At 76.3% G+C, this 26742-nt stretch carries 27 protein-coding genes; 20 read left to right on the forward strand and 7 right to left on the reverse strand.

Features of this window, described 5'->3' with window-relative positions:
• The first annotated feature begins 334 nt into the window (after positions 1-334).
• From D0Z06_RS14245 to chrA, 3 genes are all read left to right on the forward strand, one after another.
• Entirely contained in the window at positions 335-1462 is a 1128-nt protein-coding gene (locus tag D0Z06_RS14245; RefSeq protein ID WP_117378104.1) for an NDMA-dependent alcohol dehydrogenase, read from the forward strand.
• 330 nt (positions 1463-1792) lie between these two features.
• Positions 1793-2752 carry a sulfite exporter TauE/SafE family protein gene (locus D0Z06_RS14250; RefSeq protein ID WP_117378105.1) on the forward strand — a complete coding sequence of 320 codons (960 nt, stop codon included), beginning with the start codon at positions 1793-1795 and terminating at the stop codon, positions 2750-2752.
• Positions 2753-2845: 93 nt separating this feature from the next.
• Positions 2846-4234: a chromate efflux transporter gene (gene chrA / locus D0Z06_RS14255; RefSeq protein ID WP_117378216.1), complete on the forward strand. Its 1389-nt coding sequence runs from the start codon at positions 2846-2848 to the stop codon at positions 4232-4234.
• 67 nt (positions 4235-4301) lie between these two features.
• On the opposite strand, the gene D0Z06_RS14260 is transcribed toward chrA, so the two are convergent.
• Entirely contained in the window at positions 4302-4505 is a 204-nt protein-coding gene (locus D0Z06_RS14260) for a hypothetical protein (protein ID WP_117378106.1), read from the reverse strand.
• Between the two features lie 167 nt (positions 4506-4672).
• On the opposite strand from D0Z06_RS14260, the gene D0Z06_RS14265 reads away from it, so the two are divergent.
• The 12 genes from D0Z06_RS14265 (at position 4673) to gcvP (ending at position 16494) form a co-directional block, all read left to right on the forward strand.
• Positions 4673-4870 carry a DUF1918 domain-containing protein gene (locus D0Z06_RS14265; RefSeq protein ID WP_117378218.1) on the forward strand — a complete coding sequence of 66 codons (198 nt, stop codon included), beginning with the start codon at positions 4673-4675 and terminating at the stop codon, positions 4868-4870.
• Between the two features lie 5 nt (positions 4871-4875).
• On the forward strand, positions 4876-6951 hold the full coding sequence (locus tag D0Z06_RS14270) for an elongation factor G-like protein EF-G2 (protein ID WP_117378107.1): 2076 nt from the start codon (positions 4876-4878) through the stop codon (positions 6949-6951).
• A 112-nt stretch (positions 6952-7063) separates the two neighbouring features.
• Positions 7064-7729 (forward strand): CDP-alcohol phosphatidyltransferase family protein, encoded by a 666-nt coding sequence (locus tag D0Z06_RS14275; protein ID WP_117378108.1) that lies wholly within the window; start codon positions 7064-7066, stop codon positions 7727-7729.
• Positions 7726-8628 carry a DUF881 domain-containing protein gene (locus D0Z06_RS14280; protein WP_117378109.1) on the forward strand — a complete coding sequence of 301 codons (903 nt, stop codon included), beginning with the start codon at positions 7726-7728 and terminating at the stop codon, positions 8626-8628. The genes D0Z06_RS14275 and D0Z06_RS14280 overlap by 4 nt, the downstream gene beginning before the upstream one ends.
• Positions 8625-8957: a small basic family protein gene (locus tag D0Z06_RS14285; protein WP_117378110.1), complete on the forward strand. Its 333-nt coding sequence runs from the start codon at positions 8625-8627 to the stop codon at positions 8955-8957. Before D0Z06_RS14280 ends, D0Z06_RS14285 begins: the two co-directional genes overlap by 4 nt.
• Entirely contained in the window at positions 8954-9907 is a 954-nt protein-coding gene (locus tag D0Z06_RS14290; protein ID WP_117378111.1) for a DUF881 domain-containing protein, read from the forward strand. The genes D0Z06_RS14285 and D0Z06_RS14290 overlap by 4 nt, the downstream gene beginning before the upstream one ends.
• A gap of 62 nt (positions 9908-9969) precedes the next feature.
• Positions 9970-10359, forward strand: a complete 390-nt coding sequence (gene gcvH, locus D0Z06_RS14295; protein WP_117378112.1) for a glycine cleavage system protein GcvH — start codon at positions 9970-9972, stop codon at positions 10357-10359.
• 261 nt (positions 10360-10620) lie between these two features.
• Positions 10621-11136, forward strand: coding sequence for an oxoglutarate dehydrogenase inhibitor Odhl (gene odhI, locus D0Z06_RS14300; RefSeq protein WP_117378113.1), 516 nt, complete (start codon positions 10621-10623; stop codon positions 11134-11136).
• A 43-nt stretch (positions 11137-11179) separates the two neighbouring features.
• Positions 11180-11905, forward strand: a complete 726-nt coding sequence (gene ftsR, locus D0Z06_RS14305; RefSeq protein ID WP_117378114.1) for a transcriptional regulator FtsR — start codon at positions 11180-11182, stop codon at positions 11903-11905.
• A 109-nt stretch (positions 11906-12014) separates the two neighbouring features.
• Positions 12015-12497 (forward strand): bifunctional nuclease family protein, encoded by a 483-nt coding sequence (locus tag D0Z06_RS14310; RefSeq protein WP_117378115.1) that lies wholly within the window; start codon positions 12015-12017, stop codon positions 12495-12497.
• A 250-nt stretch (positions 12498-12747) separates the two neighbouring features.
• Positions 12748-13320 (forward strand): MerR family transcriptional regulator, encoded by a 573-nt coding sequence (locus D0Z06_RS14315; RefSeq protein WP_117378116.1) that lies wholly within the window; start codon positions 12748-12750, stop codon positions 13318-13320.
• A gap of 195 nt (positions 13321-13515) precedes the next feature.
• On the forward strand, positions 13516-16494 hold the full coding sequence (gene gcvP, locus D0Z06_RS14320; RefSeq protein WP_117378117.1) for an aminomethyl-transferring glycine dehydrogenase: 2979 nt from the start codon (positions 13516-13518) through the stop codon (positions 16492-16494).
• Positions 16495-16652: 158 nt separating this feature from the next.
• On the opposite strand, the gene D0Z06_RS14325 is transcribed toward gcvP, so the two are convergent.
• A complete protein-coding gene (locus D0Z06_RS14325) occupies positions 16653-17270 on the reverse strand; it encodes a DUF5701 family protein (protein ID WP_117378118.1) in 618 nt (205 codons plus the stop codon).
• A gap of 137 nt (positions 17271-17407) precedes the next feature.
• Positions 17408-18370: a type I pantothenate kinase gene (gene coaA / locus D0Z06_RS14330; protein ID WP_117378119.1), complete on the reverse strand. Its 963-nt coding sequence runs from the start codon at positions 18368-18370 to the stop codon at positions 17408-17410.
• Between the two features lie 91 nt (positions 18371-18461).
• Between coaA and D0Z06_RS14335 the strand changes: the two genes are divergently transcribed.
• Positions 18462-19274: a GNAT family N-acetyltransferase gene (locus tag D0Z06_RS14335; RefSeq protein WP_233517680.1), complete on the forward strand. Its 813-nt coding sequence runs from the start codon at positions 18462-18464 to the stop codon at positions 19272-19274.
• Between the two features lie 7 nt (positions 19275-19281).
• On the opposite strand, the gene D0Z06_RS14340 is transcribed toward D0Z06_RS14335, so the two are convergent.
• Positions 19282-20175: a serine hydrolase gene (locus D0Z06_RS14340; protein ID WP_117378120.1), complete on the reverse strand. Its 894-nt coding sequence runs from the start codon at positions 20173-20175 to the stop codon at positions 19282-19284.
• 133 nt (positions 20176-20308) lie between these two features.
• Positions 20309-20854 carry a YbhB/YbcL family Raf kinase inhibitor-like protein gene (locus D0Z06_RS14345; protein ID WP_117378121.1) on the reverse strand — a complete coding sequence of 182 codons (546 nt, stop codon included), beginning with the start codon at positions 20852-20854 and terminating at the stop codon, positions 20309-20311.
• A 138-nt stretch (positions 20855-20992) separates the two neighbouring features.
• Here D0Z06_RS14345 and D0Z06_RS14350 point away from each other — a divergent pair, with 138 nt between their 5' ends.
• The gene (locus tag D0Z06_RS14350) at positions 20993-21730 is read left to right on the forward strand and encodes a beta-phosphoglucomutase family hydrolase (protein ID WP_117378122.1); all 738 of its coding nucleotides are present in this window, start codon (positions 20993-20995) and stop codon (positions 21728-21730) included.
• A complete protein-coding gene (locus tag D0Z06_RS14355; RefSeq protein ID WP_117378123.1) occupies positions 21727-24090 on the forward strand; it encodes a glycoside hydrolase family 65 protein in 2364 nt (787 codons plus the stop codon). Before D0Z06_RS14350 ends, D0Z06_RS14355 begins: the two co-directional genes overlap by 4 nt.
• Before the next feature lie 12 nt (positions 24091-24102).
• On the opposite strand, the gene D0Z06_RS14360 is transcribed toward D0Z06_RS14355, so the two are convergent.
• On the reverse strand, positions 24103-24825 hold the full coding sequence (locus D0Z06_RS14360) for a M50 family metallopeptidase (RefSeq protein ID WP_117378124.1): 723 nt from the start codon (positions 24823-24825) through the stop codon (positions 24103-24105).
• Positions 24826-24942: 117 nt separating this feature from the next.
• On the opposite strand from D0Z06_RS14360, the gene D0Z06_RS14365 reads away from it, so the two are divergent.
• Positions 24943-25581, forward strand: a complete 639-nt coding sequence (locus tag D0Z06_RS14365; protein WP_117378125.1) for a LysE family translocator — start codon at positions 24943-24945, stop codon at positions 25579-25581.
• A gap of 94 nt (positions 25582-25675) precedes the next feature.
• Positions 25676-26095 (forward strand): hypothetical protein, encoded by a 420-nt coding sequence (locus tag D0Z06_RS14370; RefSeq protein WP_117378126.1) that lies wholly within the window; start codon positions 25676-25678, stop codon positions 26093-26095.
• A 46-nt stretch (positions 26096-26141) separates the two neighbouring features.
• Here D0Z06_RS14370 and D0Z06_RS14375 read toward each other — a convergent pair whose 3' ends face one another.
• Complete coding sequence (locus D0Z06_RS14375; protein WP_117378127.1) at positions 26142-26735, reverse strand: TIGR03086 family metal-binding protein; 594 nt, start codon at positions 26733-26735, stop codon at positions 26142-26144.
• Between the last annotated feature and the right edge of the window lie 7 nt (positions 26736-26742).

Consider the following 26742-nt stretch of genomic DNA (forward strand, 5'->3'; position numbering starts at 1 on the left):
CGTGCCCGGCGGCGGTCCGGCCTGCGAGCGAGCACCCCACGCAGGCCGCCCGGGCCGCTACATTGCTGCCGCCGGCGCAGGACTGTGACCGAGATCTCCGGGGGCGAGGCCGGCGGCGCCCCGCGGGGGCGGGACCGCGGGGGAGGTGCGGAGGTCCCGGCCGGAACGGTGGCGGCCCGGCCCGCCGCCCGCCGCCGACGCCACCGGCGCCGGCGGGGACGCGGGCGGGAGGCCGGTCACCGCGGGGGGCGAGACCAGCCGCTCGGACTCGGCTGGACCCGACGGCGCGGGCACGACCGGGTGGCCGCGCGACACGACTCCACGGGGAGCAGACGTGAAGACCCGCAGCGCAGTACTCCACACCCAGCCCGGCCGGTACGAGGTCACCGAGGTCGACCTCGACGAACCCCGCCAGGGCGAGCTGCTCGTCAAGATGGCCGCCGTCGGGCTGTGCCACACCGACGACCACGACGTCCCGCCCGGCAGCGCCCCGCCCCTCCGGCTGCCCCTCGCCGGCGGCCACGAGGGCGCCGGCGTCGTCGTCGGCGTCGGTCCGCACACCCCCGGCTGGGCCGAGGGCGACCACGTGGTCCTCAGCTTCGTCGCGGTCTGCGGGCGGTGCCGGATGTGCTCGACCGGGCACCAGAACCTGTGCGACCTCGGGGCGCGGCTGTTCTCCGGCGCCCGGATCGAGGACCCGACCAGCTTCCGGATGTCCTACCAGGGCCGGCCCGTGGGCCAGGCCTACGGCCTCGCCGCGCTGAGCGAGCACACCGTGGTCGACGCCCGGTCGGCGGTCAAGATCGACCCGGACCTGCCGCTGGACAAGGCCGCGCTCGTCGCGTGCGGCGTCCCCACCGGCTGGGGCTCGGTCACCAACATGTCGGAGGCCCGGGCCGGCGACGTGGTCGTCGTCATGGGCATCGGCGGGGTCGGGATCAACAGCGTGCAGGCCGCCCGGGCCATCGGTGCCCGCGCGGTCATCGCCGTCGACCCGGTGGAGTTCAAGCGGGAGACCGCCAAGCAGCTGGGGGCGACGCACACGGCCGCGACGATGGGCGAGGCCACCGAGCTGGCCCGGTCGCTGACCAACGGCCAGGGTGCCGACGCGGCCGTCGTGGCGGTCGGCGTCGTGACCGGCGACCACATCGGCGAGGCGGTGATGTCCATCCGGAAGGCCGGCACGGTCGTCGTCACCGGCACCGGGAGCATGCGGGGCGGCGGCGGTGGCGTGCCCTTCAACCACACCATGTTCACGGTGTTCCAGAAGCGCCTGCAGGGCGCCCTCTTCGGCGGGTGCAACCCCCGGTGGGACATCCCCAACCTGCTGGCCCAGTACACCGCCGGCACGCTCAAGCTCGACGAGCTGGTCACGCGCACCTACTCGCTGGAGCAGGTCGCCGAGGGGTTCGACGACATGAAGGCCGGCCGCAACATCCGGGGGGTCGTCCTCTTCGACTGACCTGCCGGCCCGCCCCGGCCCCGCTGGGCCGGGGCGGGCCGGTCAGAGGGGGCCCGCCCCGCGGCTCGGGTGCCGGACGGGTGGTGGCGGGAGCAGGTCGCGACCCGATCGCACCGGCGGGGTGCTGCGGCGTGGCCCCGCACCACGCGCACCCGGGGATCGGTGACGTCGACCACGGTGCCGGCCGGCCGCCGCGCGCCCAGAGGCCCGGTCGCCGCGGCAGGACCGCGCAGCGACTCCTTACGCCCAAGTCGACCGATCTGGTAGGAATTCGCCCTGCCCCGCCGCTGGCTGCACGCGCCGCCATCCCGGCAGACAGGGAGGCCGTCCGTGAAGACCCTCGTCCTGCTGGCCCTGGTCGGCCTCGGTGCCCAGTTGGTGGACGGCAGCCTCGGCATGGCCTACGGGGTCACCTCGACCACCCTGCTGCTGGCCATCGGCACCAACCCCGCCGCCGCGTCGGCGACCGTGCACCTCGCCGAGATCGGCACGAGCGTGATGTCCGGCCTCGCGCACTGGCGCTTCGGGAACGTCGACTGGCGGGTCGTCGCCCGGATCGGGGTCCCCGGCGCCGCCGGGGCGTTCGTGGGGGCGCAGGTCCTCTCGAGCCTGTCCACCGAGGTGGCTGCGCCGGTGATGTCCGTGATCCTGCTGGTGCTGGGCCTCTACATCCTCGTCCGCTTCACCCTCCGGGGCGTCGACCGCCGGCGGCTGGGCCAGCCGTTGCGCCGGCGCTTCCTCGGGCCGCTGGGCGTGCTGGCCGGCTTCGTCGACGCGACCGGCGGCGGCGGCTGGGGGCCGGTCGGCACCCCGGCGCTGCTGGCCAGCGGCCGGATGGAGCCGCGCAAGGTGATCGGCTCGATCGACACCTCGGAGTTCCTGGTCGCGTCGGCCGCGAGCCTGGGGTTCCTCGTGGCCCTGGGCTCGCAGGGTGTGGACGCCACCTGGGCGCTCGGCCTGCTGGCCGGCGGTCTGGTCGCCGCGCCGGTCGCCGCGTGGCTGGTGCGCCACGTCCCGCCCCGCCTGCTCGGCTCCCTCGTGGGCGGGATGATCGTGCTGACCAACACGCGGACCCTGCTGCAGAGCGAGTGGATCGACGCCGCCGACCCGGTGCGCTACGCGACCTACGCGGGGGTCTCCGTCGTCTGGGTGGCCGCCGTCGTCCACTCCTACCGGCAGTACCGCCGGGACCGGGCGACCGAGTCGGCCGACGCCGTCGCCGCGCAGGCCGCGCAGCGGCTCGCCGCCGGTCCCGACGTCGAGGCGGGGCCCACGGCTGCCGGTCGGTGACCGCCCCGCGCCGACCGGGGCCGGCCGACCGCCCCGGGCTCCGGTGAGGCAGCCGTGGCACGGGCCGAGCGCCACGGGGGCCGGGTCCGGCCCGTGAACGGCACGTCGGCCGGCGGCGCCCGCGGGCAGGAGCACCCGGCGGTCCCCTTCCGCACCGCCGTCCGCGTCTGGTTCCTGGTCTCGCTGCAGACCTTCGGCGGCCCGGCCGGCCAGATCGCCGTGCTGCAGCGCACCCTGGTCGACGAGCGCCGGTGGATCGGTCAACGCCGGTTCCTCCACGCCCTGAACTACTGCATGCTGCTGCCGGGGCCGGAGGCCCAGCAGCTGGCCACCTACACCGGCTGGTTGCTCCACGGCACCCGGGGCGGCCTGGTCGCCGGCGGGCTGTTCGTGCTGCCCGGCGCCCTGGCGCTGCTGGCGCTGTCGGCGCTGTACGTCGCCGCCGGGTCGACCCTCGCGGTCACCGCGCTCTTCGCGGGCCTGTCCGCGGCCGTGCTGGCCGTCGTCGCGCAGGCCGTCGGGCGGGTGGCCCGCCGAGCGCTGCGGACGCGTGCGCTCGCCGCGATCGCGGTCGCCGCCTTCCTCGCCCTGAGCCTGTTCGCCGTGCCGTTCCCGGCGGTGGTCGCGGCGGCTGCGGCCGCCGGCTGGGTGCTGGCCCGCCGGCGCCCCTCGACCCCGCCGGCGGAGAGCGGTCAGGAAGCGGACCCCGGGCCCCGGTCGGTGGTCCCCGACGACGTCCTGCACGGCGAGCGGCCGAGCGCCCGCCGGACGCTGCGGGTGCTCCTCGTCGGGTCGGTCGTCTGGGGGGCACCCGTCGCCGCGGTCGCACTCCTGAGCGGCCCGTCCAGCACCCTGACGGAGCTGGGCGTCTTCTTCTCGGGGGCCGCCGTGGTGACCTTCGGCGGTGCCTACGCCGTCCTCTCCTACGTGGCCCAGCAGGCGGTGCAGGTCTACGGCTGGCTGGGCCCGCGGGAGATGGCACGCGGCCTGGCCCTGGCCGAGACCACGCCCGGACCGCTGATCATGGTGGTGCAGTTCGTCGCCTTCCTCGGTGCCCACCGCGCCGCCGGCGGGCTGGACCCGTGGGTGGCCGCCGTCCTGGCCTCGCTCCTGGTGACGTGGGTGACCTTCGTGCCGAGCTTCCTCTTCGTGCTGCTGGGCGCGCCGTACATGGAGCGGTTGCGGGGGAACCGGTCGCTCGCCGCGGCGCTGAGCGGGATCACCGCCGCGGTCGTCGGCGTCATCGCCAGCCTCGGGGTGTACCTCGCGGTGCACACCCTCTTCGGCCGGACCCACCGCCTGGACTGGGGGGTCGTCTCGCTGGAGGTCCCCGAGCCCGGCACGGTCCGGTGGGTGGCGGTGGCGATCGCCGCGATCGCGGTCGCCCTGCTGTTCGCGGCCAGGTGGTCGGTCCTGCGCACGCTGGGGGTGTGCGCCGTCCTCGGGCTCGCCGCGGGGCTGGTCGGCCTGCCCGTGGCGTAGGCGTCCGGCGCCGCCGGCGGTGCGGGTCGACGGCGGTGGTGCCGTCGGATACCGGGTGAGGGACGGGTCAGCCGAGGACGAGCCGGCGGCAGTCGGGGCACGGGTCGGCCGACCCGAGCCCGCGCGGCCCGGCCCAGCTGCCCTGGACGACGCCGACGGGCACGCCGCAGACCCCCAGCCAGGGTGCCGGGCCGTCGGCGACGTCACGGGGGACGGCGTGTGCCCGCCCGGTCTCCTGGTCCCGCCCGGCCACGTGGTCGCTGCCCGCCATGGCACCAGCATGACCGGCGCCCGACCACCACGACCCGGGGCCGCCGGTGCGGGGTCGGCGGCGGGGCGGGGCCCGCGGATGCGGAACGGCACAGGGGCCCCTTGATCGGCCCGCACCCCGCGGGCAGGCTGTGATGCACGACACAGCCGGGTCTCGTGGAGGTCGTTGTGCAGGCACGAGTAGGGGACAGGATCGTCGTCCACTCCACCCACCAGGGGGAGCCCGAGCGCACCGGTGAGGTGCTCGAGGTCCGCGGGGACCAGGGCGGCCCGCCCTACGTCGTCCGCTGGGACCCCGACGGGCACACCGGTGTCTTCTTCCCGGCGGGCACCTGCACCGTGGTCCCCGCGCCGGCCAGGGGCTGAGCCGGGTGGCCAAGGACACCGGGACCGCCCCGGCCCCGCGAGCGGCCGGCGAAGTGCGCAACGTGGCCCTCGTGGGCCACGCCGGCGCGGGCAAGACCACCCTGGCCGAGGCGCTGCTGGTCGCCACCGGCGCGCTGCCGCGCGCCGGCCGGGTGGAGGACGGCACGACCTGCCTCGACAGCGAGGAGGTGGAGATCCGCCAGCAGCGCTCGGTGTCGCTGGGGGTGGCCACCGTCGAGCACGCCGGGCACCGGCTGACCCTGCTGGACACCCCGGGCTCCCCGGACTTCGTCGGCGAGCTGCGCGCGGGGCTGCGCGCGGCCGACGCGGCGCTGTTCGTCGTCTCCGCCGTCAACGGCGTCGACGCGACGACCGTGCAGCTGTGGGAGGAGTGCGCGGCGGTCGGCATGCCCCGGGCGGTGGTCATCACCCAGCTGGACCGGCCGCGCGCGGACCTCGACGAGGCGGTGCGGTCCTGCCGCACGCAGCTGGGGGAGGGGGTGCTCCCGCTGCAGGTCCCGCAGCGGGGTGCCGACGGCGCGGTCACCGGCCTGCTCTCCCTGCTCGAGCCGCACGTCGAGGCCGGCGGGCCCGACGCCGACCGGCTGCGCGCCGAGCTGATCGAGGGGATCATCGGCGAGAGCGAGGACGAGACCCTCATGGACCGCTACCTCGACGGCGAGGAGCTCGCCGTCGGGGACCTCGTCGCCGACCTGGAGACCGCCGTCGCCCGCGGCCACTTCCACCCGATCCTGTGCGCCGCGCCCCTGGGCGGGGTCGGGGTCCCCGAGCTGCTCGACCTGCTGGTCGCCGCCTTCCCGTGCCCCGTGGAGCACGGCTGCCCACCGGTGACCCGGCCCGACGGGTCCCCGGCGCCGGCGCTGGCCTGCGACCCCGACGGCCCGCTGGTCGCCGAGGTCGTCAAGACCACCACCGACCCCTACCTGGGCCGGGTCTCGCTGGTGCGCGTGTTCTCCGGCACCCTCCGCCCCGACACCGCCATCCACGTCTCCGGCCACGGGATGGCCGAGCGCGGCCACCCCGACCACGACGTCGACGAGCGGATCGGCGCGGTCTCCTCCCCGCTGGGCCCCTCGCTGCGCCCCGTCGCGGCCTGCCCGGCCGGTGACGTGTGCGCCGTGACCCGGCTCGCGTCGGCCGAGACCGGTGACACGCTCTCCTCGCCCGACGACCCCCGCCTGGTCCCGCCGTGGGACCTCCCGGTGCCCCAGCTGCCCGTCGCCGTCGAGGCCTCCTCCCGCGCCGACGAGGACCGGCTGGCCACCGCGCTGGGCCGCCTGGTCGCCGAGGACCCGACGGTCCGGCTCGACCGGCGCCCCGACACCGGCCAGCTGCTGCTCTGGTGCGTGGGCGAGGCGCACGCCGAGGTGCTGCTCGAGCGGCTCCGCACCCGGCACGGCGTCTCGGTCACCACCGTGCCGGTCCGGGTGCCGATGGTCGAGACCCTCGCCGCGCCGGCCCACGTCACCGGCCGGCACGTCAAGCAGTCCGGCGGCCACGGCCAGTACGCGGTCGTGGTGGTCGACGTCGAGCCCGGGGAGCCGGGCTCCGGGATCGTCTTCGAGCAGCGCATCGTCGGCGGCACCGTGCCCAGCCAGTTCCACGGCAGCGTGGAGAAGGGCGTGCGCGGCCAGGCCGCGCGCGGCATCGAGGGCGAGCGGCCGCTGGTCGACCTCAAGGTCACCCTCGTCGACGGCAAGGCGCACTCGGTCGACTCCTCCGACGCCGCCTTCCAGGCCGCGGGCGCCCTCGCCCTCCGCGAGGCCGCGGCCGCCGCCGGCACGAAGGTGCTCGAGCCCTGGTGCGAGGTGGAGGTCGTGGTGCCGGGGGAGTACGTCGGCGCGGTCATGAGCGACCTGTCGGCCCGGCGCGCCCGCGTCACCGGCAGCGAGGCCGACCCCGAACGCGACCGGACGACGGTGCGGGCCGAGGTGCCGGAGGTGGAGCTGCTCACCTACGCCGGCGCGCTGCGCTCGGTGTCGCACGGCACCGGCAGCTTCGGTCGCCGGGCGCTGGGCTACGAGCCGGCGCCGGCCTCGCTCACCGCGGTGCCGGCCTGAGCCCCACCCGGTGACCGGCCCGGGCACGGTGGGCGGCCGGTGCGCCGCCGGGGGAGGCAGCGGCGCGGGACACTAGCCTGCACCAGCGGTGTCCAGCGGGTGCGGAGGTGTCGTGACGTCGTCCCAGGGGTCGTCGGCGTCGGCCCGTCCCACCGCGGCGGGCCACCCCCCGGCTGACCGCAACGACCTGCCCGACCGCGTCTGGACCCTGCCCAACGCCCTCTCGGTGCTGCGCCTGCTCGGCGTGCCGGTCTTCCTGTGGCTGCTGCTCGGCCCGGAGGCCGACGCCTGGGCCGTGGCGGTCCTGGCCCTGGCCGGCCTCACCGACTGGGCCGACGGCAAGCTGGCCCGGGCGATGGGCCAGTCCAGCCGGCTCGGGGCCCTGCTCGACCCGGCCGCCGACCGGCTCTACATCGTCGCCACGCTGGTCGCCTTCGCGCTGCGCGACGTGGTGCCCCTGTGGCTCGTCCTGGTCCTCCTCGGGCGGGAGGCCGTCCTCGGGGTCGCGCTGCTGGTCCTGCGCCGGCACGGCTGGCCCCCGCTGCAGGTCCACTACCTGGGCAAGGCGGCCACGTTCATCCTGCTCTACGCCTTCCCGCTGCTGCTCCTGGCCGAGGGGGACGGGCCGGTGGTCGCCGTGGCCCAGCCGCTGGCCTGGGCGCTCACCATCTGGGGCGCGGCGCTCTACGTCCTGGCCGGCGCGTTCTACGTCGTCCAGACCGTGCGCCTGGTGCGGCCGGACGGCCCCCGGCCGGACGCCGCGGGAGCCGCGCCGTGAGCACCGCGCCGCGCGGCGGCGGCCCCCGCTCGATGGGCGCCTCGCTGCTCGACCAGGTGCTCGCCGAGACCCTCGACCCCGCCTACGAGCAGGCCGCGCGGGCCCGCGCCGAGCGCGCGGCGGCCGGCGTCCCGGAGCCGCCGCGCCGGCGGCGGGCGGGGCAGGTGGCCGTCGCCCTCACCCTGGCGTTCGCCGGCCTGCTGGCCGGGGTGACCTACAACGAGGCGGCGGCCGGGGAACCGGCCCGCGCCGAGATCCGCGCGGCCCTCGTCGACGACATCATGGCGGCGACCGAGACCACCGACCGGCTGGCCGCCGACCTGGAGCAGCTGCGCGCCGACGTCGCCGCCGCCCGCGCCGAGGCGCTGGCCGCCTCGGCCGTCGGGCAGCGGGCGCTGGACGCCCTGGAGGCCGCCGAGGTGGCGGCCGCGGCCACCGCGGTGGAGGGGCCGGGGCTGCTGGTCACCCTCGCCGACGCCGAGCCCGACGCCGACAGCGACCCGGTCGGCGGCGGCGGCGTGGACCCCCGCGGCCAGGTGCGCGACGGCGACCTGCAGCTGGTGGTGAACGCCCTCTGGGCCGCCGGCGCCGAGGCGGTGGCCATCAACGGGCAGCGGCTGGGGCCGACGACGGCCATCCGCTTCGCCGGGGAGGCGGTGCTGGTCGACTTCCGCCCGGTCACCAACCCCTACCTGGTCAGCGCCATCGGCGACCCCGCGACGCTGCGCTCGGACTTCCTCGCCAGCCCGGAGGTCGCCTCCCTGGCCGTCATCTCGCAGTCCTTCGGGCTGCGCTTCGAGTTCGCCCAGGAGGACGAGCTGACCCTGCCCGCCGGGAGCCCGCCGGAGCTCCGGTCCGCGACCCCCCTCGCCGAGGAGCCGGCCGGGGGTGGCGGGTGATCCCGGTCCTCGGGCTGGCGCTGGGGATCGTCCTGGGCATCGCCTTCGACCCGACCGTCCCGCTGTGGCTGCAGCCCTACCTGCCCATCGCCGTGGTGGCCGCCCTCGACGCCGTCTTCGGCGGCGCCCGGGCCCGCCTCGACGGCATCTTCGACGCCAAGGTGTTCGTGATCTCGTTCGTGTCCAACGTGGTCGTCGCCGCGCTGATCGTCTTCCTCGGCGACCAGCTCGGTGTCGGCGCGCAGCTGTCCACCGCGGTCGTCGTCGTCCTCGGCATCCGCATCTTCGGCAACGCCGCGGCCATCCGCCGGCACCTCTTCCGCGCATGACCGGGCGACCGCGGCCCGGAGCCGCCCCCGACGACGGCGCGGAGGAGCCGGGTGTCCCCGGCGCCCCGGCCGAGGCGGCCGAGGCGGCCGCGGCGGAGGCGGCCGCGGCGGAGGACACCGCGGCGGAGGACACCGCGCCGGAGGACACCGCGCCGGAGGACACCGCGCCGGAGGAGACGGCTCCGGAGGAGACGGCGCCGGAGGACACCGCCGGAGCGCCCGGGGGGCCGGGACCGCACCCCGGCGGCCGATCCCCCCGGCGCCGCCGCGACCCGCTGGCCGCCGTCCTCATCGGCGTGCTCACCCTGCTGCTGGGCTTCGCCTTCGCCGTGCAGGTGCGCAACACCGGGACCGACGAGGACCTCGCCGGCGCCCGCGAGGAGGACCTGGTCACCATCCTCGACGAGCTCGATGCCGAGGAGGCCCGGCTCTCGGCGCAGATCACCTCCCAGCGCGCCGCGCTGCGGGAGCTCAGCAGCTCCGGCGACCAGGACGCCGCCGCCCTGGCCGCCGCCCGGGACCGGGTCGAGGCGCTGGGCATCCTCAACGGCACCGTCGCGGCCGAGGGGCCCGGCCTGCTGATGACGATCCGCGACCCCGACGGCGCGCTGCGGGTCGCCGACCTCCTCGACGCGATCCAGGAGCTGCGCGGCGCGGGGGCCGAGACGATGCAGATCGACGGCGTCCGGGTGGGTGTCTCCACGCCGGTCACCGGCGAGCCCGGCGACCTCCGGGTCGACGGGCGGCCGGTGGACAGCCCCTACGAGTTCGTCGTCATCGGCTCCCCGCAGGACCTGCAGACCGCCCTGGCCATCCCCGGTGGCGTCGTCGACCGGGTCGGCCGCCAGGGCGGCAGCGTGGAGACGACCACCGCCGACCGCGTCGTGGTGGACGCGTTGCGGCCGCTCGACGTGCCTCAATACGCTCAGCCGGCGGACGGCGACGACTGACCCGCCCCGGCGACGGCAGCCCCCGACCGCCGCACCCCTCGACCGACTGGAGACGACGCCGCATGGCCACCCCCGACGACCGCCGCTACACCGAGCAGCACGAGTGGGCCCAGCTGCAGGAGGGCGGGGTCGTCCGGGTCGGGATCACCGACCACGCCCAGGACGCCCTCGGCGACATCGTGTTCGTCCAGCTGCCGGAGGTCGGCGCCGACGTCGCCCCGGGCGCCCCGATCGGGGAGGTCGAGAGCACCAAGTCGGTGTCGGACGTCTACTCGCCCGTCCCCGGGGTCGTCACCGCGGTCAACGAGGCGCTCCACGACGCGCCGGAGACCATCAACGCCGACCCCTACGGCGCCGGCTGGCTGGTGGAGGTGCGTGTCGAGGACGCCGCGGACCCGACCGGGGAGCTCCTCGACGCGGCGGCCTACCAGGCCCTGGTCGACGCGTCCTGACCTCCGCGGTCGGTGCTCGCAGTGGCCGCCGACCCCCCTCACTATGCTCGGGGACGAGGCGTCGCGGCGCCCCTCCCGGGAGCCCGTCCCTCACCCTGCACGTCCGGTTGACCCTCGGGTCGGCCGCTGGTTCCATGTCCCACGGCCCGCCGTGCCCCGCACGGCGGCCGACCCGAGGCGGGCCGTCCGGCCCGTCGTCCGCCGGCCGCCCGCGGCTTCCCCAGCCCGCGGCGGTGCCCCCCTGCACCGGAGGAGACAGACGTGCACTGCACTCGTTGTGGCCACAACAACCCCGAGGGCAGTCGCTTCTGCGCGCAGTGCGGCGCGGCGCTGTCCCAGGAGCGGATCGGCGAGTCCACCAGCGTGATCCCCAAGGTGGGCGGTGAGGACTCCGTCGAGACCCCGGAGGTCTCCGAGTCCGACGCGCACGCCGGTGCGGTCGAGTCCCTGCCCGCGGGCTCGGCGCTGCTCGTGGTCAAGCGCGGGCCGAACGCCGGCAGCCGGTTCCTCCTCGACCAGGACGTCACGACCGCCGGCCGGCACCCCGACAGCGACATCTTCCTCGACGACGTCACCGTCAGCCGGCGGCACGTGGAGTTCCACCGCGAGGGCGGCGGCTTCTCGGTGCACGACGTCGGCAGCCTGAACGGCACCTACGTCAACCGCGAGCCGGTCGACGTGGCCAGCCTGGCCGGCGGCGACGAGGTGCAGATCGGCAAGTTCCGCCTGGTCTACCTGACCGGTCCCCGCACGGGCGAGCCCGCACCCCGCTCGTGAGCGGCACGGGCGGTACCCGTCGGGCCCCGGTGCCGACGGCGGGATGAGCGTGGTGGCCTCGCGCGCCAGCGCGTTCGGGGACGCCGACGACCAGCGCAGCCCCCGCCTGACCATCGGCGAGGTGCTCGCCGTGCTGCGGGACGACTTCCCCGACGTCACGATCAGCAAGATCCGGTACCTCGAGACCGAGGACCTCGTGCACCCGGAGCGGACGCCCTCGGGCTACCGCAAGTTCTCCGCGGCCGACGTCGCCCGGCTCCGCTACGTGCTCACCGCCCAGCGGGACCACTACCTCCCGCTGCGGGTGATCAAGGAGCACCTGGAGGCCATCGACCGGGGGGAGCCGCTGCCCGGCGCCCCGCCGGCCCCGCCGGCCGTCGAGGGCGGCGAGCGGCCGGCGGCCAGCCTGCTGCCGGACGAGTTCGCCCGGACCGCCGGCCTGGAGCCGCAGCAGCTGGCCGACTGCGTGCAGTTCGGCCTGCTGGCGACCGACGCCGACGGCCGCCACCCGGCCGCCGACCTGCCCATCGCCCGGGCCGCGGCGGGCCTGGCCCGGCACGGCATCGAGCCGCGGCACCTGCGCGTGTACCAGAACGGCGCCGAGCGGGAGGCCGGCCTGGTCGAGCAGCTCGTCGCGCCGGTGCTGCGGGCCCGCTCGGAGGAGGCGCGGACCCGGGCCACGGAGAAGCTGCGCGAGCTCGCGGCGCTCTCGGCGCAGCTGCACGGCGCGTTGCTCGAGGCGCGCCTCCGGGATCTCCTGCGCCCCTGACTCGGGCGTACCGTGGTCGGCGTCGGGTCCAGGAGCCGGCCCGACCGTCCACCAGCCGCCGCACACCGATCCGTCCGCCCACCCGGGCCGCAGCTGAGGGGGCCGCACCGTGCAGGAACTCAGAGTCGTCGGGGTCCGGGTCGAGCTGCCCGGCAACCAGCCCATCCTGCTGCTCAAGGAGACGCAGGGGGAGCGGTACCTGCCGATCTGGATCGGCGCGGTCGAGGCCGCGGCCATCGCCTTCGAGCAGCAGGGCGTGCGCCCGGCGCGGCCGATGACCCACGACCTGCTCCGCGAGGTGGTGCGCACCCTGGGCGCCACGCTCGAGGCGGTCAACATCACCGAGATGCGCGACGGCATCTACATCGCCGAGCTGGTCTTCGGCGACGACCGGGTCGTCAGCGCCCGCCCCTCGGACGCCGTCGCGCTGGCCGTGCGCACCGGGGCGCCCATCTTCGGGGCCGAGGCGCTGCTCGACGAGGTCGGCATCGAGATCCCCGACGAGCAGGAGGACGAGGTCGAGAAGTTCCGGGAGTTCCTCGACCAGATCTCCCCGGAGGACTTCGGCGCCGGCTCCGGCTCGGGCGGCTGACCCACGGGCACCGCCCGCCCCGTCCGCACCACGGGCCCGTCGGAACCGCCTCGGCGGTACCGGCGGGCCCGTCGGCTGCCGATACCACCCCGCCGGGTGAGTGCTGCGACACGCCGCCCCGCTCAGTTGACCGGCCCAGGGGCCCGGCTTACGGTCGGCGAACAACACCGGTGTGACACCTGGGACGTCGGGTGACCCACGCCGCTGGTCACCGGGGCGACCGCCGCGGGACGCAGAGGAGGACGCTGACGTGAGCGACCAGAGCAACGGCTCCCAGGGTCAGCTCTTCAGCGACGCCGCCGTGGGGGCACCGGCCTACGACGAGGTCGAGAGCGACCTCGTCGGGTACCGCGGCCCGACGGCGTGCGCCGCTGCCGGCATCACCTACCGACAGCTCGACTACTGGGCCCGTACCGGCCTGGTCGCGCCGTCGGTCCGCAGCGCCACCGGCTCGGGCACCCAGCGGCTGTACTCGTTCCGCGACATCCTCGTGCTCAAGGTCGTCAAGCGGCTGCTCGACACCGGGGTGTCGCTGCAGAACATCCGCAAGGCGGTCGACCACCTGCGCAACCGCGGGATCAAGGACCTCGCCAACGTCACGCTCTTCTCCGACGGGGCCACCGTCTACGAGTGCACCTCCGCGGAGGAGGTGGTCGACCTGCTCGCCGGCGGCCAGGGCGTGTTCGGCATCGCCGTCTCCGGCGCGCTGCGCGAGCTGTCGGGGGAGCTGGCCGAGCTGCCCGCCGAGCGGCTCGACGGGGTCACCGTGCGTCCGGCGGACGACGAGCTGTCCCGCCGGCGCCGCCGCCGCGCCGCCGGTTGAGCTGCGCGATCGGGCTTCCGCCGATCGCTCACGGGCACGTGGCCGCCTCGGACGGCGGGTCGCCGCATGTCGGCTGCACGACGCCCGTGATCGGCGGGGCCGTGCGCCCGTGATCGTCGGGATCGTGGGCACGGTCGACGACGTCCCGGCCGGTTGCCCACGGCACGATGGCGGGCCGCTGGTAGCGTCGCGGTAATGGCGGACCGTGTCGCTGGCCCCCTCCCCGCGCTCTCCTCGCTGGACCCCGCCGGGTCCTTCGCCGGCCGGCACATCGGCCCCCGGCCCGAGGACACCGAGGCGATGCTCGCCGTCGTCGGGCACCCGTCGTTGCAGTCGCTGGTCGATGCCACGCTGCCCGAGGGAGTGCACGACCGGAGCCCCCTCGAGCTCACCCCGGCCGCGGACGAGGCCGCCGTCCTCGCCGCGCTGCGCGAGCGCGCCGAGGAGAACGAGGTCGTCACCTCGATGATCGGCCTCGGCTACTCCGGTACCGTCACCCCCGCGGTGATCCGCCGCTGCATCCTCGAGAACCCCGCCTGGTACACCGCCTACACCCCGTACCAGCCCGAGATCAGCCAGGGCCGGCTCGAGGCGCTGCTCAACTTCCAGACGGTGGTCGCCGACCTCACCGGCCTCCCCGTCGCGGGCGCCTCGATGCTCGACGAGGCCACCGCCGCCGCGGAGGCGATGACGCTGGTGCGCCGCGCGGGCCGGGCGCGGGCCGAGGCGGTCTTCGTCGTCGACGAGGACACGCTGCCGCAGACCCTCGCGGTGCTGCGGACCCGCGCCGAACCGCTCGGCATCCGGCTGCACGTCGCCGACCTCTCCGGCGGCTGGCCGGCGGACCTGCCGGAGGCCGGCGCCTTCGGCGTCCTGCTGTCCTACCCCGGCGCCAGCGGCGCCGTGCGCGACCACCGGGCCCTGGCCGCGGCGGCGCACGGGGCCGGTGCCGCGGTGGTCGTGGCCGCCGACCTGCTCGCCCTCACGCTGCTGGAGGCGCCGGGGGAGTGGGGCGCCGACGTCGCCTGCGGCACCAGCCAGCGCTTCGGCGTCCCCCTCGGCTACGGCGGGCCGCACGCCGGCTACCTGTCGGTCCGCGAGGGCCTGGCCCGGCAGCTGCCCGGCCGGCTGGTCGGCGTCTCGGTCGACGCCGACGGCGCCCCGGCCTACCGGCTGGCCCTGCAGACCCGCGAGCAGCACATCCGCCGGGAGAAGGCGACCAGCAACATCTGCACCGCGCAGGTGCTGCTGGCGGTCATGGCCGGCGCCTACGCCGTCTACCACGGCGCCGAGGGGCTCACCGCCATCGCCGCCCGGGTGCACCGCAGCGCGCAGGCGCTGGCCGGCCGGCTGCGGGCCGGTGGGGTGGAGGTCGTGCACGACCGGTTCTTCGACACCGTGCAGGCCCGGGTGCCCGGCCGCGCCGGCGAGGTGGTGGCCGCGGCCGCGCAGCGGCGCATCAACCTGCGGCGGGTGGACGACGACACCGTCGCCGTGGCCTGCGACGAGCGGACCACGCCGGCCCACCTGCGGGCGGTGGCCGAGGCCTTCGGCGTCCCGGCCGACGGCACCGACGACGACGCGGGCCCGGCCGCCTTCCCCGCCGACCTGCGCCGGCGGACGGCGTTCCTCACCCACCCGGTCTTCTCGGCGCACCGCTCGGAGACCGCGCTGATGCGCTACCTGCGGGCGCTGGCCGACAAGGACCTCGCGCTCGACCGCACGATGATCCCGCTGGGTTCGTGCACCATGAAGCTCAACTCCGCCGTGGAGATGGCGGCGGTCACCTGGCCGGAGTTCGCCGACATCCACCCCTTCGCCCCCGCCGAGCAGGCCCGCGGGTACCGGCGGTTGATCGACGAGCTCTGCGCGGACCTCGCCGAGATCACCGGGTACGCGGCGGTGAGCGTGCAGCCCAACGCCGGGTCGCAGGGCGAGTTCGCCGGGCTGATGGCGATCCGGGGCTACCACCGCGCGCGCGGTGAGACCGGGCGCGACGTGTGCTTGATCCCCAGCTCGGCGCACGGGACCAACGCCGCCAGCGCCGTCATGGCCGGCATGCGCGTCGTCGTGGTCGCCTGCGACCCGGCCGGCAACGTGGACGTGGCCGACCTGCGGGCCAAGATCGGCCAGCACGCCGACCGGCTGGCCGCCATGATGATCACCTACCCGTCGACCCACGGGGTCTTCGAGACCGAGATCCAGGCGATCTGCGCCGCGGTGCACGACGCCGGCGGGCAGGTCTACGTCGACGGGGCGAACCTCAACGCGATGGTGGGCCTGGCCCGGCCGGGCCGGTTCGGGTCCGACGTGAGCCACCTCAACCTGCACAAGACCTTCTGCATCCCGCACGGCGGGGGCGGGCCCGGCGTCGGGCCGGTCGGCGTGGCCGAGCACCTGGTGCCGTTCCTGCCCGGGCACCCGCTGGCCGACACCGGCAGCGGCGGCGCGCCGGTCTCCGGCGCCCCGTGGGGGTCGGCGGGCATCCTGCCCATCTCGTGGGCCTACCTGCGGCTGATGGGGCCGGACGGGCTGACCCGCGCCACCGAGCACGCCGTCCTCGCGGCCAACTACGTCGCCGCCCGGCTGCGCGACCACTACCCGGTCCTCTACACCGGAGCCGGCGGGCTGGTCGCCCACGAGTGCATCCTCGACATCCGGCCGCTCACCAAGGCCACCGGCATCACCAACGACGACATCGCCAAGCGGCTGGTCGACTACGGCTTCCACGCCCCGACCATGAGCTTCCCGGTCGCGGGCACCCTCATGGTCGAGCCGACCGAGAGCGAGGACCTCGCCGAGCTCGACCGCTTCGTCGACGCCATGGTGGCCATCCGGGCCGAGATCGAGAAGGTCGCGACGGGGGAGTACGACCGCAGCGACAACCCGCTGCGCCACGCCCCCCACACGCTGGCCATGCTGGCGGGGGAGTGGGGGCGGCCCTACAGCCGGGACGTCGCCGTCCACCCCCTGCCCGCGCTGCGGGGGCGCGGGTACCTCTCGCCGGTGCGGCGCATCGACCAGGCCTACGGGGACCGCAACCTGGTGTGCTCGTGCCCGCCGATCGAGGCCTTCGCCGAGTCGGTGGCGTCCGGCGACGGGGGGTCCGGCGGCGGTGCGCCCGACGACCTCGGCACGGTGGCCGACGCGGTGCCCGCGGGCGCCCAGGCCTGAGCGAGCCCTCCCGCACCCTCCGGCGGGTCCGGCGCCCACCCCGGCGCCGGACCCGCCGGCACGCCCGCCATACTACCGTTATCCCCAACACACGCCGCGACCACGGTCGGTCGGTGACGTAGGAGGGGGAGAGCAGCGACGCGGTCCCGTCCGGCGGCTCAGAGGGCCCGGCGCCGGGCGCCGGTGGCGAAACCGAGCCAGGTGTGCCGGTTGCCGGCCCAGCACCAGCCGACCTTGGGCGCCCCGCGCCGGGCCGCGCCGTCCCGGCCGGTGCCGTTGCTCAGCCACAGCGCCGGTGTCCGCGGGTCGAGCGAGCCGTCGGGACGTCGGCGGCGGGAGCCCAGGGTCATGAAGCAGGCGTTGCGCGCCAGCACCCCGGGGCACTGCAGCAGCCAGCTCAGCCCCTCGGCGAGGGTGAGCGGCGTGCGCCCGGCCGCGGCGATGAGCGGCAGGGCCTCCACCGGTCGCAACCCGAGCAGGTCGTCGCCACGGGCCGGGTCCTCCACCAGGTAGGCCGCGCCGGCTGGCAGGGTGACGTCGGCGGCCGGGGCGAACTCGTCGACGTCGGTCATGTCGGTGACGACGAAGGCGCGGTGGCCCTCGCGCTCGACCAGCGGGGTGAGGGCGGAGGGGGCGACGGGGAGGACGAGCAGGCCCGCCGGGGCGCCGGCGGCGGTGGCCTGCAGCTCCTCGGCGGGGACGCCGGCGAGCTCGGCGACGCCGAGGTGGAGGAGGCGCTCGGCCTGGGCGGCGGGGCTGGGCAGGGTGGGCAGCACGGGACCTCCGGGGACGGTGACGAGCGGCGGCCCGAGGTCAACGCCGCGGGGGGCGCCCCGGTTCCCTGTACCGTTATCCCCAACAGTGTTGTTAATCAGGATGACAGGCGAACCAGCGGCGACGGGGGAGACCCCGGTCAGATCTTGCGGAGGAGGACCCGCCGAACGGAGTGGTCGGCGGACTTCTGCAGCACCAACCGGGCCCGGGAGCGGGTCGGGGCGATGTTCGAGCGCAGGTTCGGGCCGTTGACCGCCGCCCAGATGGACAGCGCCGTCGCGCGGGCCTCCTCGTCGGTGAGGTCGGCGTAGCGGTGGAAGTAGGCGGTCGAGTCGCGGAAGGCGGTCCGGCGCAGGGCCAGGAACCGCTCGACGTACCACTCCTGGATGTCGGCCTCGGCGGCGTCGACGTAGACGGAGAAGTCGAAGAAGTCCGAGAGGAAGACCTCCGGGGCGTGCCCGTCGGGGAGGCGCCCGGCCTGGAGGACGTTGAGCCCCTCCAGGACGAGGATGTCGGGCCGGTCGACCACCTGGCGGGCCCCCGGGACGACGTCGTAGGACTGGTGGTCGTACAGCGGTGCGCTGACCTGGCCGCGACCGGACTTCACCGCGGCCAGGAACCGCAGGAGGGCGCGGCGGTCGTAGCTCTCCGGGAAGCCCTTGCGGCCCAGCAGGCCGCGGGCCTCCAGCTCGGCGTTGGGCAGCAGGAACCCGTCGGTGGTGACGAGGTCGACGCGCGGGGCGTCGGGGCCGGTGGCCAGGAGGGTCTGCAGCAGCCGGCTGGTGGTGCTCTTGCCGACGGCGACGCTGCCCGCCACGGCGATCACGTAGGGGACCTTGGCCGTGCCGTCGCCGAGGAAGGCGCTGCGGGCCGCCCACAGCCGGCGGCTGGCCTCCACGTGCAGCCGCAGCAGCTCGGCCAGGGGCAGGTAGACCGTGGCGACCTCGTCGAGGTCGATCCGGTCGCCGAGGGTGGCCAGGGCGCGCAGCTCGGCCTCGTCGAGCGGCAGGGTCGAGCCGGCCGCGAGCGCTCGCCATGAACCGCGGTCGAAGACCGCGTAGGGCGAGACCTGGGTGCGTGTCCCTGCCGTCACGGGCCCCATCGTGCCGTCCGGGGTGCGGCGGTCACCCGGCCGGGGGCCCCGCGGCCGCCTGCCGGGCCGGGAACCGGCCGACGGCGTCTAGGGTGCCGGTGTGGTGCACCAGTCCGGGCTGCTCGACCGCATCGAGCGGTACTCCGCCGCCGCGCCGCTGGCCGACGCCCGGATCGAGACGGTCGGTTCCCTCGACGTCCCGGTCGGCAGCCCCGCCTGGCCCTACCCGGCCCGGCCCCGCCCCGAGGCCACGGTGACGGCGGCCGACGTGCGGGCCGCGGCCGAGCTGCAGGAGCGCTCGGGGCTCCCGGTGGCGGTGGAGTGGGTGTGCGAGTGCGCGCCCACGGCGGCCGCTGCGGTCCGCGCCGCCGGGCTCACCGTGGAGGAGGCGCCGCTGCTGGTGAGCGTGGACCCCGTCGAGCTGCTGCTCCCGACCGGGGTGCGGCTCTACGTGATCGGCGCCGACGACCCGCAGCTGGCCCGCTACCAGCACCTCTCGGCCATCGCGTTCGCCCACCCCGGGCCGGACGGGGAAGCCGACGGGGCGCTGCCCGGCCCGCCCGAGTCGGCCCGCACCGCCGCCCTGCGCGAGCGGATCGCCACCGGCCGCACCGTCCTGATGGTGGCGGTGGAGCACGGCGAGCCGGTCGCCATCGGGGCCCACCACCCCCTGGGCGTCGACGGCGGGGAGGTCAGCGAGATCGTCGGGCTGGCCACGATGCCCCGCTTCCGCGGCCGCGGGCTCGGGGCCGGGCTCGCCTCGGCCCTCGTCGCGCACGCCCGCGAGACCGCGGACCTGGTGTTCCTCGTGGCGGGGGACGACGACGTGGCCCGGGTCTACGAGCGGGTCGGGTTCGCCCGGCTGGCGACCGTCGGCCTGGCCGACCGGGCCCCCTCGGGCGACCCGGGCTGAGCGCCGCTCAGGTGCTCAGGTGCATCGCGGCCGCGGCGGTGTCGAGCGCGGCCCGGGCGGCGGCGTAGCCGGTCGAGCGGGGCACCTCGCTGAGCAGGACGACGACCTGCCCGTCGAACACCCCCAGCGAGTGCAGGTGCCGGGTGCCGCCCACGCAGCACATCCAGCCCTGCTTGACCGCGGGCGTGCCCGGCACGGTGCCGAAGACGCCGAACTGCTGGTCGAAGCCGTCGGCCGCGATCGGGGTGGCCGCCTGCATCCAGCCGAGCAGGGTGGCCGCGTCGTCGGGGTGGGCGACGACCGGCAGCAGCGCCATGAAGCGGGCGAGGTCGGCGGCGGTCGTGTAGGTCTCGCCCCACTGGCCGCGCTCCGCCGGCGGGGTGGTCGACAGCAGGCCGTAGCGCCGGGCGACGTCCTGCACGGCCTGCGCGCCGTCGAACTGCACCCACACCGCGGAGGCGGCCGGGTCGTCGGAGCGGGTGATCATCCGCTCGAGGCGGGCCCGGTCGGCGTCCGTGAGGCCCACCTGGCCGGTGCGGGCCCGGTGCAGCACCTGCTCGGCGAGGAAGAGCTTGACCATGGACGCGGTGGGGAACGGCCGGTCGGCGAGGTCGTTGCCCCGGGCGGCGGCCAGCGCCCGCACGGCCCGGGCCTCGGCGGCGCGTTCGGGCAGGTCCCCGGCCGGCTGCAGCTGCGGGGCGACGACGACGGCGAGCGCCCCGGCGGCGCCGTAGGCCGCGGTGATCGCGGGGACGGCGTCGGCCGGGACGAGCTCGCCGGCCGACGCCCGCCGCTCGGGCAGCACCAGCGCGGTGGCGAGCAGGGCGGGCAGGAGCAGGGCGAGGACCAGGCCGCCCCGGCGCAGAGACCCAGGACGGCGCAGCCTCCGGGCGGCCGTCATGCCCCGATGGTGCTCTGCGTTGCGGGCAACAATTCCAGCGCTCAAGCGACGGCCGGGTGAACCGGCGCGTCGCTCGCCCTGCGTCGTCGCAGAGTTGCGCTGCGACCCCGTCAGCCCTGCTCAGAGGCCTGGTTCAGCCCTGCTCGTAGGTGGCCGTGAGCGTGGCCCGGGCCAGGGTGTGGCTGAACAGGTTGAACCCCAGCACCGCCGGGGTGGCGTCCGGGCCCACGTCCAGGGTCTCGGTGTCGACGGCGTGCACGGTGACCAGGTAGCGGTGCGGCCCGTGGCCGGGCGGCGGGGCCGCCCCGACGAAGCCCGGGAAGCCGGCGTCGTTGCGCAGCTGCACCGCGCCCTCGGGCAGGCCGGCGCCGCCGTCGGAGGCCGCCCCCGAGGGCAGCTCGGTCACCGCGGCGGGGATGTTGGCCACCGCCCAGTGCCAGAAGCCGCTCTGGGTCGGGGCGTCGGGGTCGTAGACGGTCACCGCGAAGCTCTTGGTCCCCTCGGGGAAGCCCGACCACGACAGGTGCGGCGAGACGTCCTCGCCGCCGGCGCCCATGACCCCGCTGACCTGTGGCCGCGGCAGGGGCTGCCCGTCGCTGCAGTCCGTGCTGGTCACGGTGAAGCCGGGGACCTGCGGCAGGTACTCGAACGGGTTCGGCGGGGCGGGCCGGTCGGCCATGGCGGGTTCCTCCCGGGACGGGGACGCTGACGCCGCCGACCCTAGGGAGTGGCACCGGTGCCGCGCAGGTCGGAGGGCCGGGACCCGACCGGGTGCTCCCGCCCGCGCCGGGCCCGGTGCGGCGGTAGCGTCCCAGTCGTGCTCGGACTCCCCGGCGCCATCCGCGCCTGCCTGTTCGACCTCGACGGCGTGCTGACGCGCACCGCGACGGTGCACATGGCCGCCTGGAAGCGGACCTTCGACGAGTTCCTCCGCCGCTCCGACCCGGGCGCGGCCGAGTTCACCCAGCTGGACTACAACCGCTTCGTCGACGGCAAGCCCCGCCTCGACGGCGTGCGGGACTTCCTCGCCAGCCGGGGGATCACGCTGCCGGAGGGGACCGCCGACGACCCGCCGGACGCCGCGACCGTGCACGGCGTCGGCCGGCGCAAGAACGACCTCGTGCACGCCGAGCTCGCCGAGCACGGCGTGGAGGTCTACCCCGGCTCGATGCGCTACCTGCGCGCGGTCAAGGACGCCGGGCTGGCCACCGCCGTCGTCACCGCCTCGCGCAACGGCGGGGAGGTCATCGCCGCCGGGGGGTTCGCCGACCTGGTCGACGCCCGGGTCGACGGCGTGGTCGCGGCCGATCAGGGGCTGCTCGGCAAGCCGGCCCCCGACACGTTCCTCGCCGGTGCGCGGGCGCTCGGGGTCGAGCCGGCCGCGGCCGCGGTGTTCGAGGACGCCCTCGCCGGGGTCGCCGCCGGGCGCGCCGGTGGCTTCGGGCTGGTGGTGGGCGTCGACCGGGTGGGGCAGGCCGAGGGCCTGCGCTCCTCCGGCGCCGACGTCGTCGTCACCGACCTCGACCAGCTGCTCGACGGCGGTGAGCGGCCGTGACCGAGGGGCGGGCCAGCTTCCCCATCGAGCCCTGGGCGCTGACCGAGACCGGCCTGGACCACGCCTCGCTGGGCGTGAACGAGTCGGTGTTCGCGCTGGCCAACGGGCACATCGGCATGCGGGGCTCGTTCGAGGAGGGCGAGCCGGTCGTCGTCCCGGGCACCTACCTCAACGGCTTCTTCGAGGAGCGGCCGCTGCCCTACGCCGAGGCGGGGTACGGCTTCCCCGAGCAGGGGCAGACCGTCGTCAACGTGACCGACGGCAAGCTGATCCGGCTGCTGGTCGGCGACACCCCGCTGGACCTCGACTACGGCGAGGTCGTCGAGCACCGCCGCACCCTGGACCTGCGCCGGGGCGTGCTGCGGCGGCGGACTGAGTGGCGCTCGCCCAACGGCCGGGAGGTCGTCGTGACCAGCACCCGGCTGGTGTCGCTGCGGCGCCGGTCGATCGCGGCCATCGAGTACACCGTCGAGTGCACCGACGGGCGGGGCGACCTCTACATCGCGCTGCAGTCGGACCTGCTGGCCAACGAGCCGACCGACAGCGCCACGGAGTCCGAGGACCCGCGGGCCGCCGCGGCGCTGGCCCGGCCGCTGGTGTCGGAGATGGCGGTGGGGCGGGGCCGGCGCGCCGTCCTGGTGCACCGCACCAAGCGCAGCCGGCTGCGGATGGCGGCGGGCATGGACCACGTCGTGGACGTGCCCGACTCGGCCGAGGAGGACGTCGAGGCCGGTCAGGACCTCGCCCGCTTCACCCTCGCCGCCCGGCTGCCGCAGGGCTCGGCGGTGAAGGTGGTCAAGTACCTCGCCTACGGGTGGTCTTCCCGCCGGTCGGCCGCCGCGCTGCGCGACCAGGTCGAGGGCGCGCTGGCCACGGCCAAGCTGGCCGGCTTCGAGCGGCTGCTGCGCGAGCAGAAGGAGGTGCTCGACGAGCACTGGGCGCACGCCGACGTGGAGATCGAGGGCGACGACGAGCTGCAGCAGGCGGTCCGGGTCGGCATCTTCCACGTCCTGCAGGCCGGCCTGCGCGCCGAGCGCCAGCCCATCCCGGCCAAGGGCCTGACCGGGCCGGGGTACGACGGGCACACCTTCTGGGACACCGAGACCTACGTGCTGCCGGTGCTCACCTACACCGCCCCGGACGCCGCCCGCGACGCGCTGCGCTGGCGGCACTCCACCCTCGAGCTGGCCCGGGCCCGGGCCCGGGAGCTGGGCCGGCGCGGGGCGGCCTTCCCGTGGCGGACGATCCGCGGCGAGGAGACCTCGGGCTACTGGCCGGCCGGGACGGCGGCCTTCCACATCAACGCCGACATCGCCGACGCCGTCGTCCGCTACCACCACGCCACGCTGGACGAGGAGTTCGACCGGGACCACGGCGCCGAGCTGCTGATCGAGACCGCCCGGCTGTGGGCCTCGCTGGGGCACTTCGACGCCGAGGACGGCTTCCGGATCGACGGGGTGACCGGCCCGGACGAGTACACCGCGGTCGTCGACAACAACGTCTACACCAACCTCATGGCGCAGCGGAACATGGTCGAGGCGGTGGCGGCCGCGCGGCGCCAGCCCGACGTCGCCGGCCGGCTGGACGTCTCCGACGAGGAGCTGGAGACCTGGACGCGCGCGGCCAAGACGATGCGGGTGCCGTGGGACCCCCGCCTCGGCGTGCACATGCAGTCCGAGGGTTTCACCCACCACGAGGAGTGGGACTTCGCCGGGACCCCGGAGGAGGACTACCCCCTGCTGCTGCACTACCCCTACTACGAGCTCTACCGCCGGCAGGTCGTCAAGCAGGCCGACCTGGTCATGGCGCTGCACCTGCGCGGGGACGCCTTCACCCAGGAGGAGAAGGCCGCGGACTTCGCCTACTACGAGGCGCGGACGGTCCGGGACTCCTCCCTGTCGGCCGCGCAGCAGGCGGTGGTGGCCGCCGAGACCGGCCACGTCGGGCTGGCCTACGACTACTGGGCCGAGGCGACGCTCACCGACCTGCACAACCTGCACGGCAACTCCGGGCACGGGCTGCACATCGCCTCCATGGCCGGCGGCTGGACGGTCGCCGTGGCCGGCTTCGGCGGCATGCGTGACCACGAGGGGCACCTGCTGTTCTCCCCGCGGCTGCCCGGGCCGGTCACCCGGCTGCGCTTCCGGGTGCGCTACCAGGGCCGCTGCCTGCTGGTGACGGTGCTGCCGACGACGGCCACCTACCGCCTCGTGGAGGGTGAGCCGCTGGACGTGCACCACCACGGCCGGCGGATCACCGTCGACGAGGAGGAGACCGAGGTGCCGATCCCGGCGCTGGGCGAGGTCGAACCGGTCCGGCAGCCGCCCGGCCTGGCGCCGCGGCGCCGCGCGCGCGGCTGAGCCCGGGCCCGGTCAGCCGGGCAGCCGGCCGTCGCCGAGCAGCCACCAGCCGCCCAGCAGCAGCGCGCCGGCGTCCACGAGCAGGAACAACCCCACCCACAGCAGCGCGGGCAGGCCGGTGAGCCGCGCCAGCTGGTCGGCGTCGGAGTCCGGCGCGGCCCGGCGGCGGCGGGCGCGCTGCAGCTCGACGACGGCCTTCGGGGCGGCCAGCAGCAGGAACCAGGTGCCGGCCGCGGCGCACGCGGCCTGCGCCGCGGCCGGCAGCCACCAGGTGACGGCGAACACCACCGCGGCGGTGGCCAGCACCGCCCACAGGCCGTACCAGTTGCGGATCTGCACCAGCAGCAGCGCCAGCAGGAGCAGCAGCGCCCACAGCAGCCCGGCCGCGTGCCCGGCGGCCAGCAGCGCCGCCGCGCCCAGCCCGGCCAGCGCCGGACCGGGGTAGCCCGCCGCGCAGGTGAGGACCATGCCGGCCCCGGTGGGGCGGCCGGCGGACACGGTGAGCCCGGAGGTGTCCGAGTGCAGCCGGATCCCCGCCAGGCGCCGTCCGGCGGCCAGCGCCGCCAGGCCGTGGGCGCCCTCGTGCGCGATGGTCACCACGGTGCGGGCCGGGCGCCACAGCGCCGGGGTCAGCACCACGACGACCGCCACGGCCAGCGCGGCGAGGAGCACGGCGGTCGGCAGGTCCGGCACCGGGGTGGTGACGCGGGTCCAGAACCGCTGCACGACGTCCACGGGTCGGCAGTCAACCCGACCGGCCCGGCAGGAGGCGGGACCCGCCCACGGTGATCCCGGGGTGTCCCGCCCGGGAACCTGCTCGACCGGCCGGGCACCGGGTGCGAGCATCCGGGCGTGGACCTCCTCGGCACCCTGCCCGCCTTCGTGCTGGCGGTGCTGCTCATCTCCGCCTCGCCCGGCCCGGCGATGGCGCTCGTCGTGCGGCGCGCGGCGCTGCGCGGGCTGGCCGGCGCGGTCCCCACCGTCCTCGGGCTCGAGCTCGGCCTGTACCTGTGGGCGCTGGCCGCCGGGGCCGGGTTCGCCGCCCTCGTGGCCGCCTCCGAGGTCGCCTACGTGGTGCTCCGGGTCGTCGGAGCGGTGGTGCTGCTGTGGCTCGGGCTGCGGGCCTGGCGGGCGGCGTGGCGCGACCGCGGGGAGGAGGCGCCGGCGCCGGTCCCGGCCACGGGGGCCCGGCGCTGGTGGGCGGCGTTCGGCGAGGGCCTGGTGGTGCAGCTGGCCAACCCGAAGGCCGCCGTCTTCATGCTCGCGTTCTACCCGCAGTTCGTCCCCGCCGACGGCCCGGTGTTCGCCACCACCGCCGTCCTGGCGCTGCTGCAGGTCACCCTGGAGACCGCGCTCTACCTGGGCCTGGCGGCCGCGGTCGCCCGGGCCGGGGCGTGGTTCCGCCGGCCCCGGGTGCGGCGGCGGCTGGAGGCGGTCAGCGGCACCGTGCTCGTCGCCCTGGGCGTGCGGGTGGCGGTCACCGCCCGCTGACTCCCTCCGGCCGCCAGGCCGGGACGGTGATCCGAGGCTGAGACCCCAGGGTCGTGGGCCTCTGTCCGGCGCGCCGTGGGAAGACGACCCTCCCGTGGTGGCCACGCCCCGACAACCCGTTCCGGCCCCGCCCGGCGCCGCCGAGGGTGCCCTGCGGGGCGTCGACAGCGCGGCCCTGGTCTTCGCGGGTCTCGCCGGATCGGTGGTGTTGTTCACCGGCGAGGGCGACTGGGATGCCTTCGGCACCGTGGTGGGGTGCCTGATCGTCCTGGTGGTGCTGGCGTTCCACCGGCCGGTGCGAGCCGCTCGAGCAGCACGGCGGACGCTGCTCCGCTTGGCCTTCGGCGCGGTCCTGGCAGTGGGTGTCGCAGCGGCCGTCGCCTGGCCGGTGCAGGAGTGGGTGACGGACGACGCCGAACGTGCCACCGATGCGGTTGCGTGGGTCATCGGGCCTCTGGCGATCGTGCTCGCCGTGTTGGAGCCGCAGGTGTCCCGGTGGCTGGGGCCGGAGTGACATGTGGGGGGACGGACCTCCGGGCGGTGGTGCACGTCCGGGGACGTCACGGCCGCCAGGCCGGGTCCCGACCGGACAGCCGCAGGGCGCGCTCCAGGGTGCCGGCGCCGGCCGGGACCGGCAGCTCACCGGCGAAACCGCCGTGCTCCCGGAACAGCGCGCCGTGCTCGACGACGAGGTCGAGCACGAGTCGGGCCGTCGCCTCGGGCACGGTGATCTCCTGGCCGGTCGCCCGCGCGACGTCCCAGCCGTGCAGCACCAGCTCCTTGACCAGCATCCCCGCCACGTCGGCCGCCGGCACCCGCATGCCACCGAGGTCGATCTCGCCCTCCCACGCCGCCGGGTCCCGCCAGGCGGCCAGCGCGCGGTCCAGCTGCGCGGCGTAGCGCTCCGCCCAGTCCGGCTCCCCGGCGAAGTCACGGGCGGTGAGCTCCTCGGTCAGCGGCTCCCGCCGGGCCCGCCGCTCCAGGCCGTGCGCGCTGTAGAGGACCCAGTGGTTGACCAGCGCCCGCAGGTCCCACCCGGCGTCGGGGGTGGGGGAGTCCAGCGGCGCGCGGGCCGCGCCGCGGGCGATCCGGGCGGCCTCCGCCGCCGCCTCGGCGAGCCGGTCGTAGGTGGCCGGCAGCGTGCTCGTCGTCATGCCCCGA

The organism is Geodermatophilus marinus (assembly GCF_003428645.1).
In the GTDB taxonomy this organism is placed as follows: Bacteria; Actinomycetota; Actinomycetes; order Mycobacteriales; family Geodermatophilaceae; genus Geodermatophilus.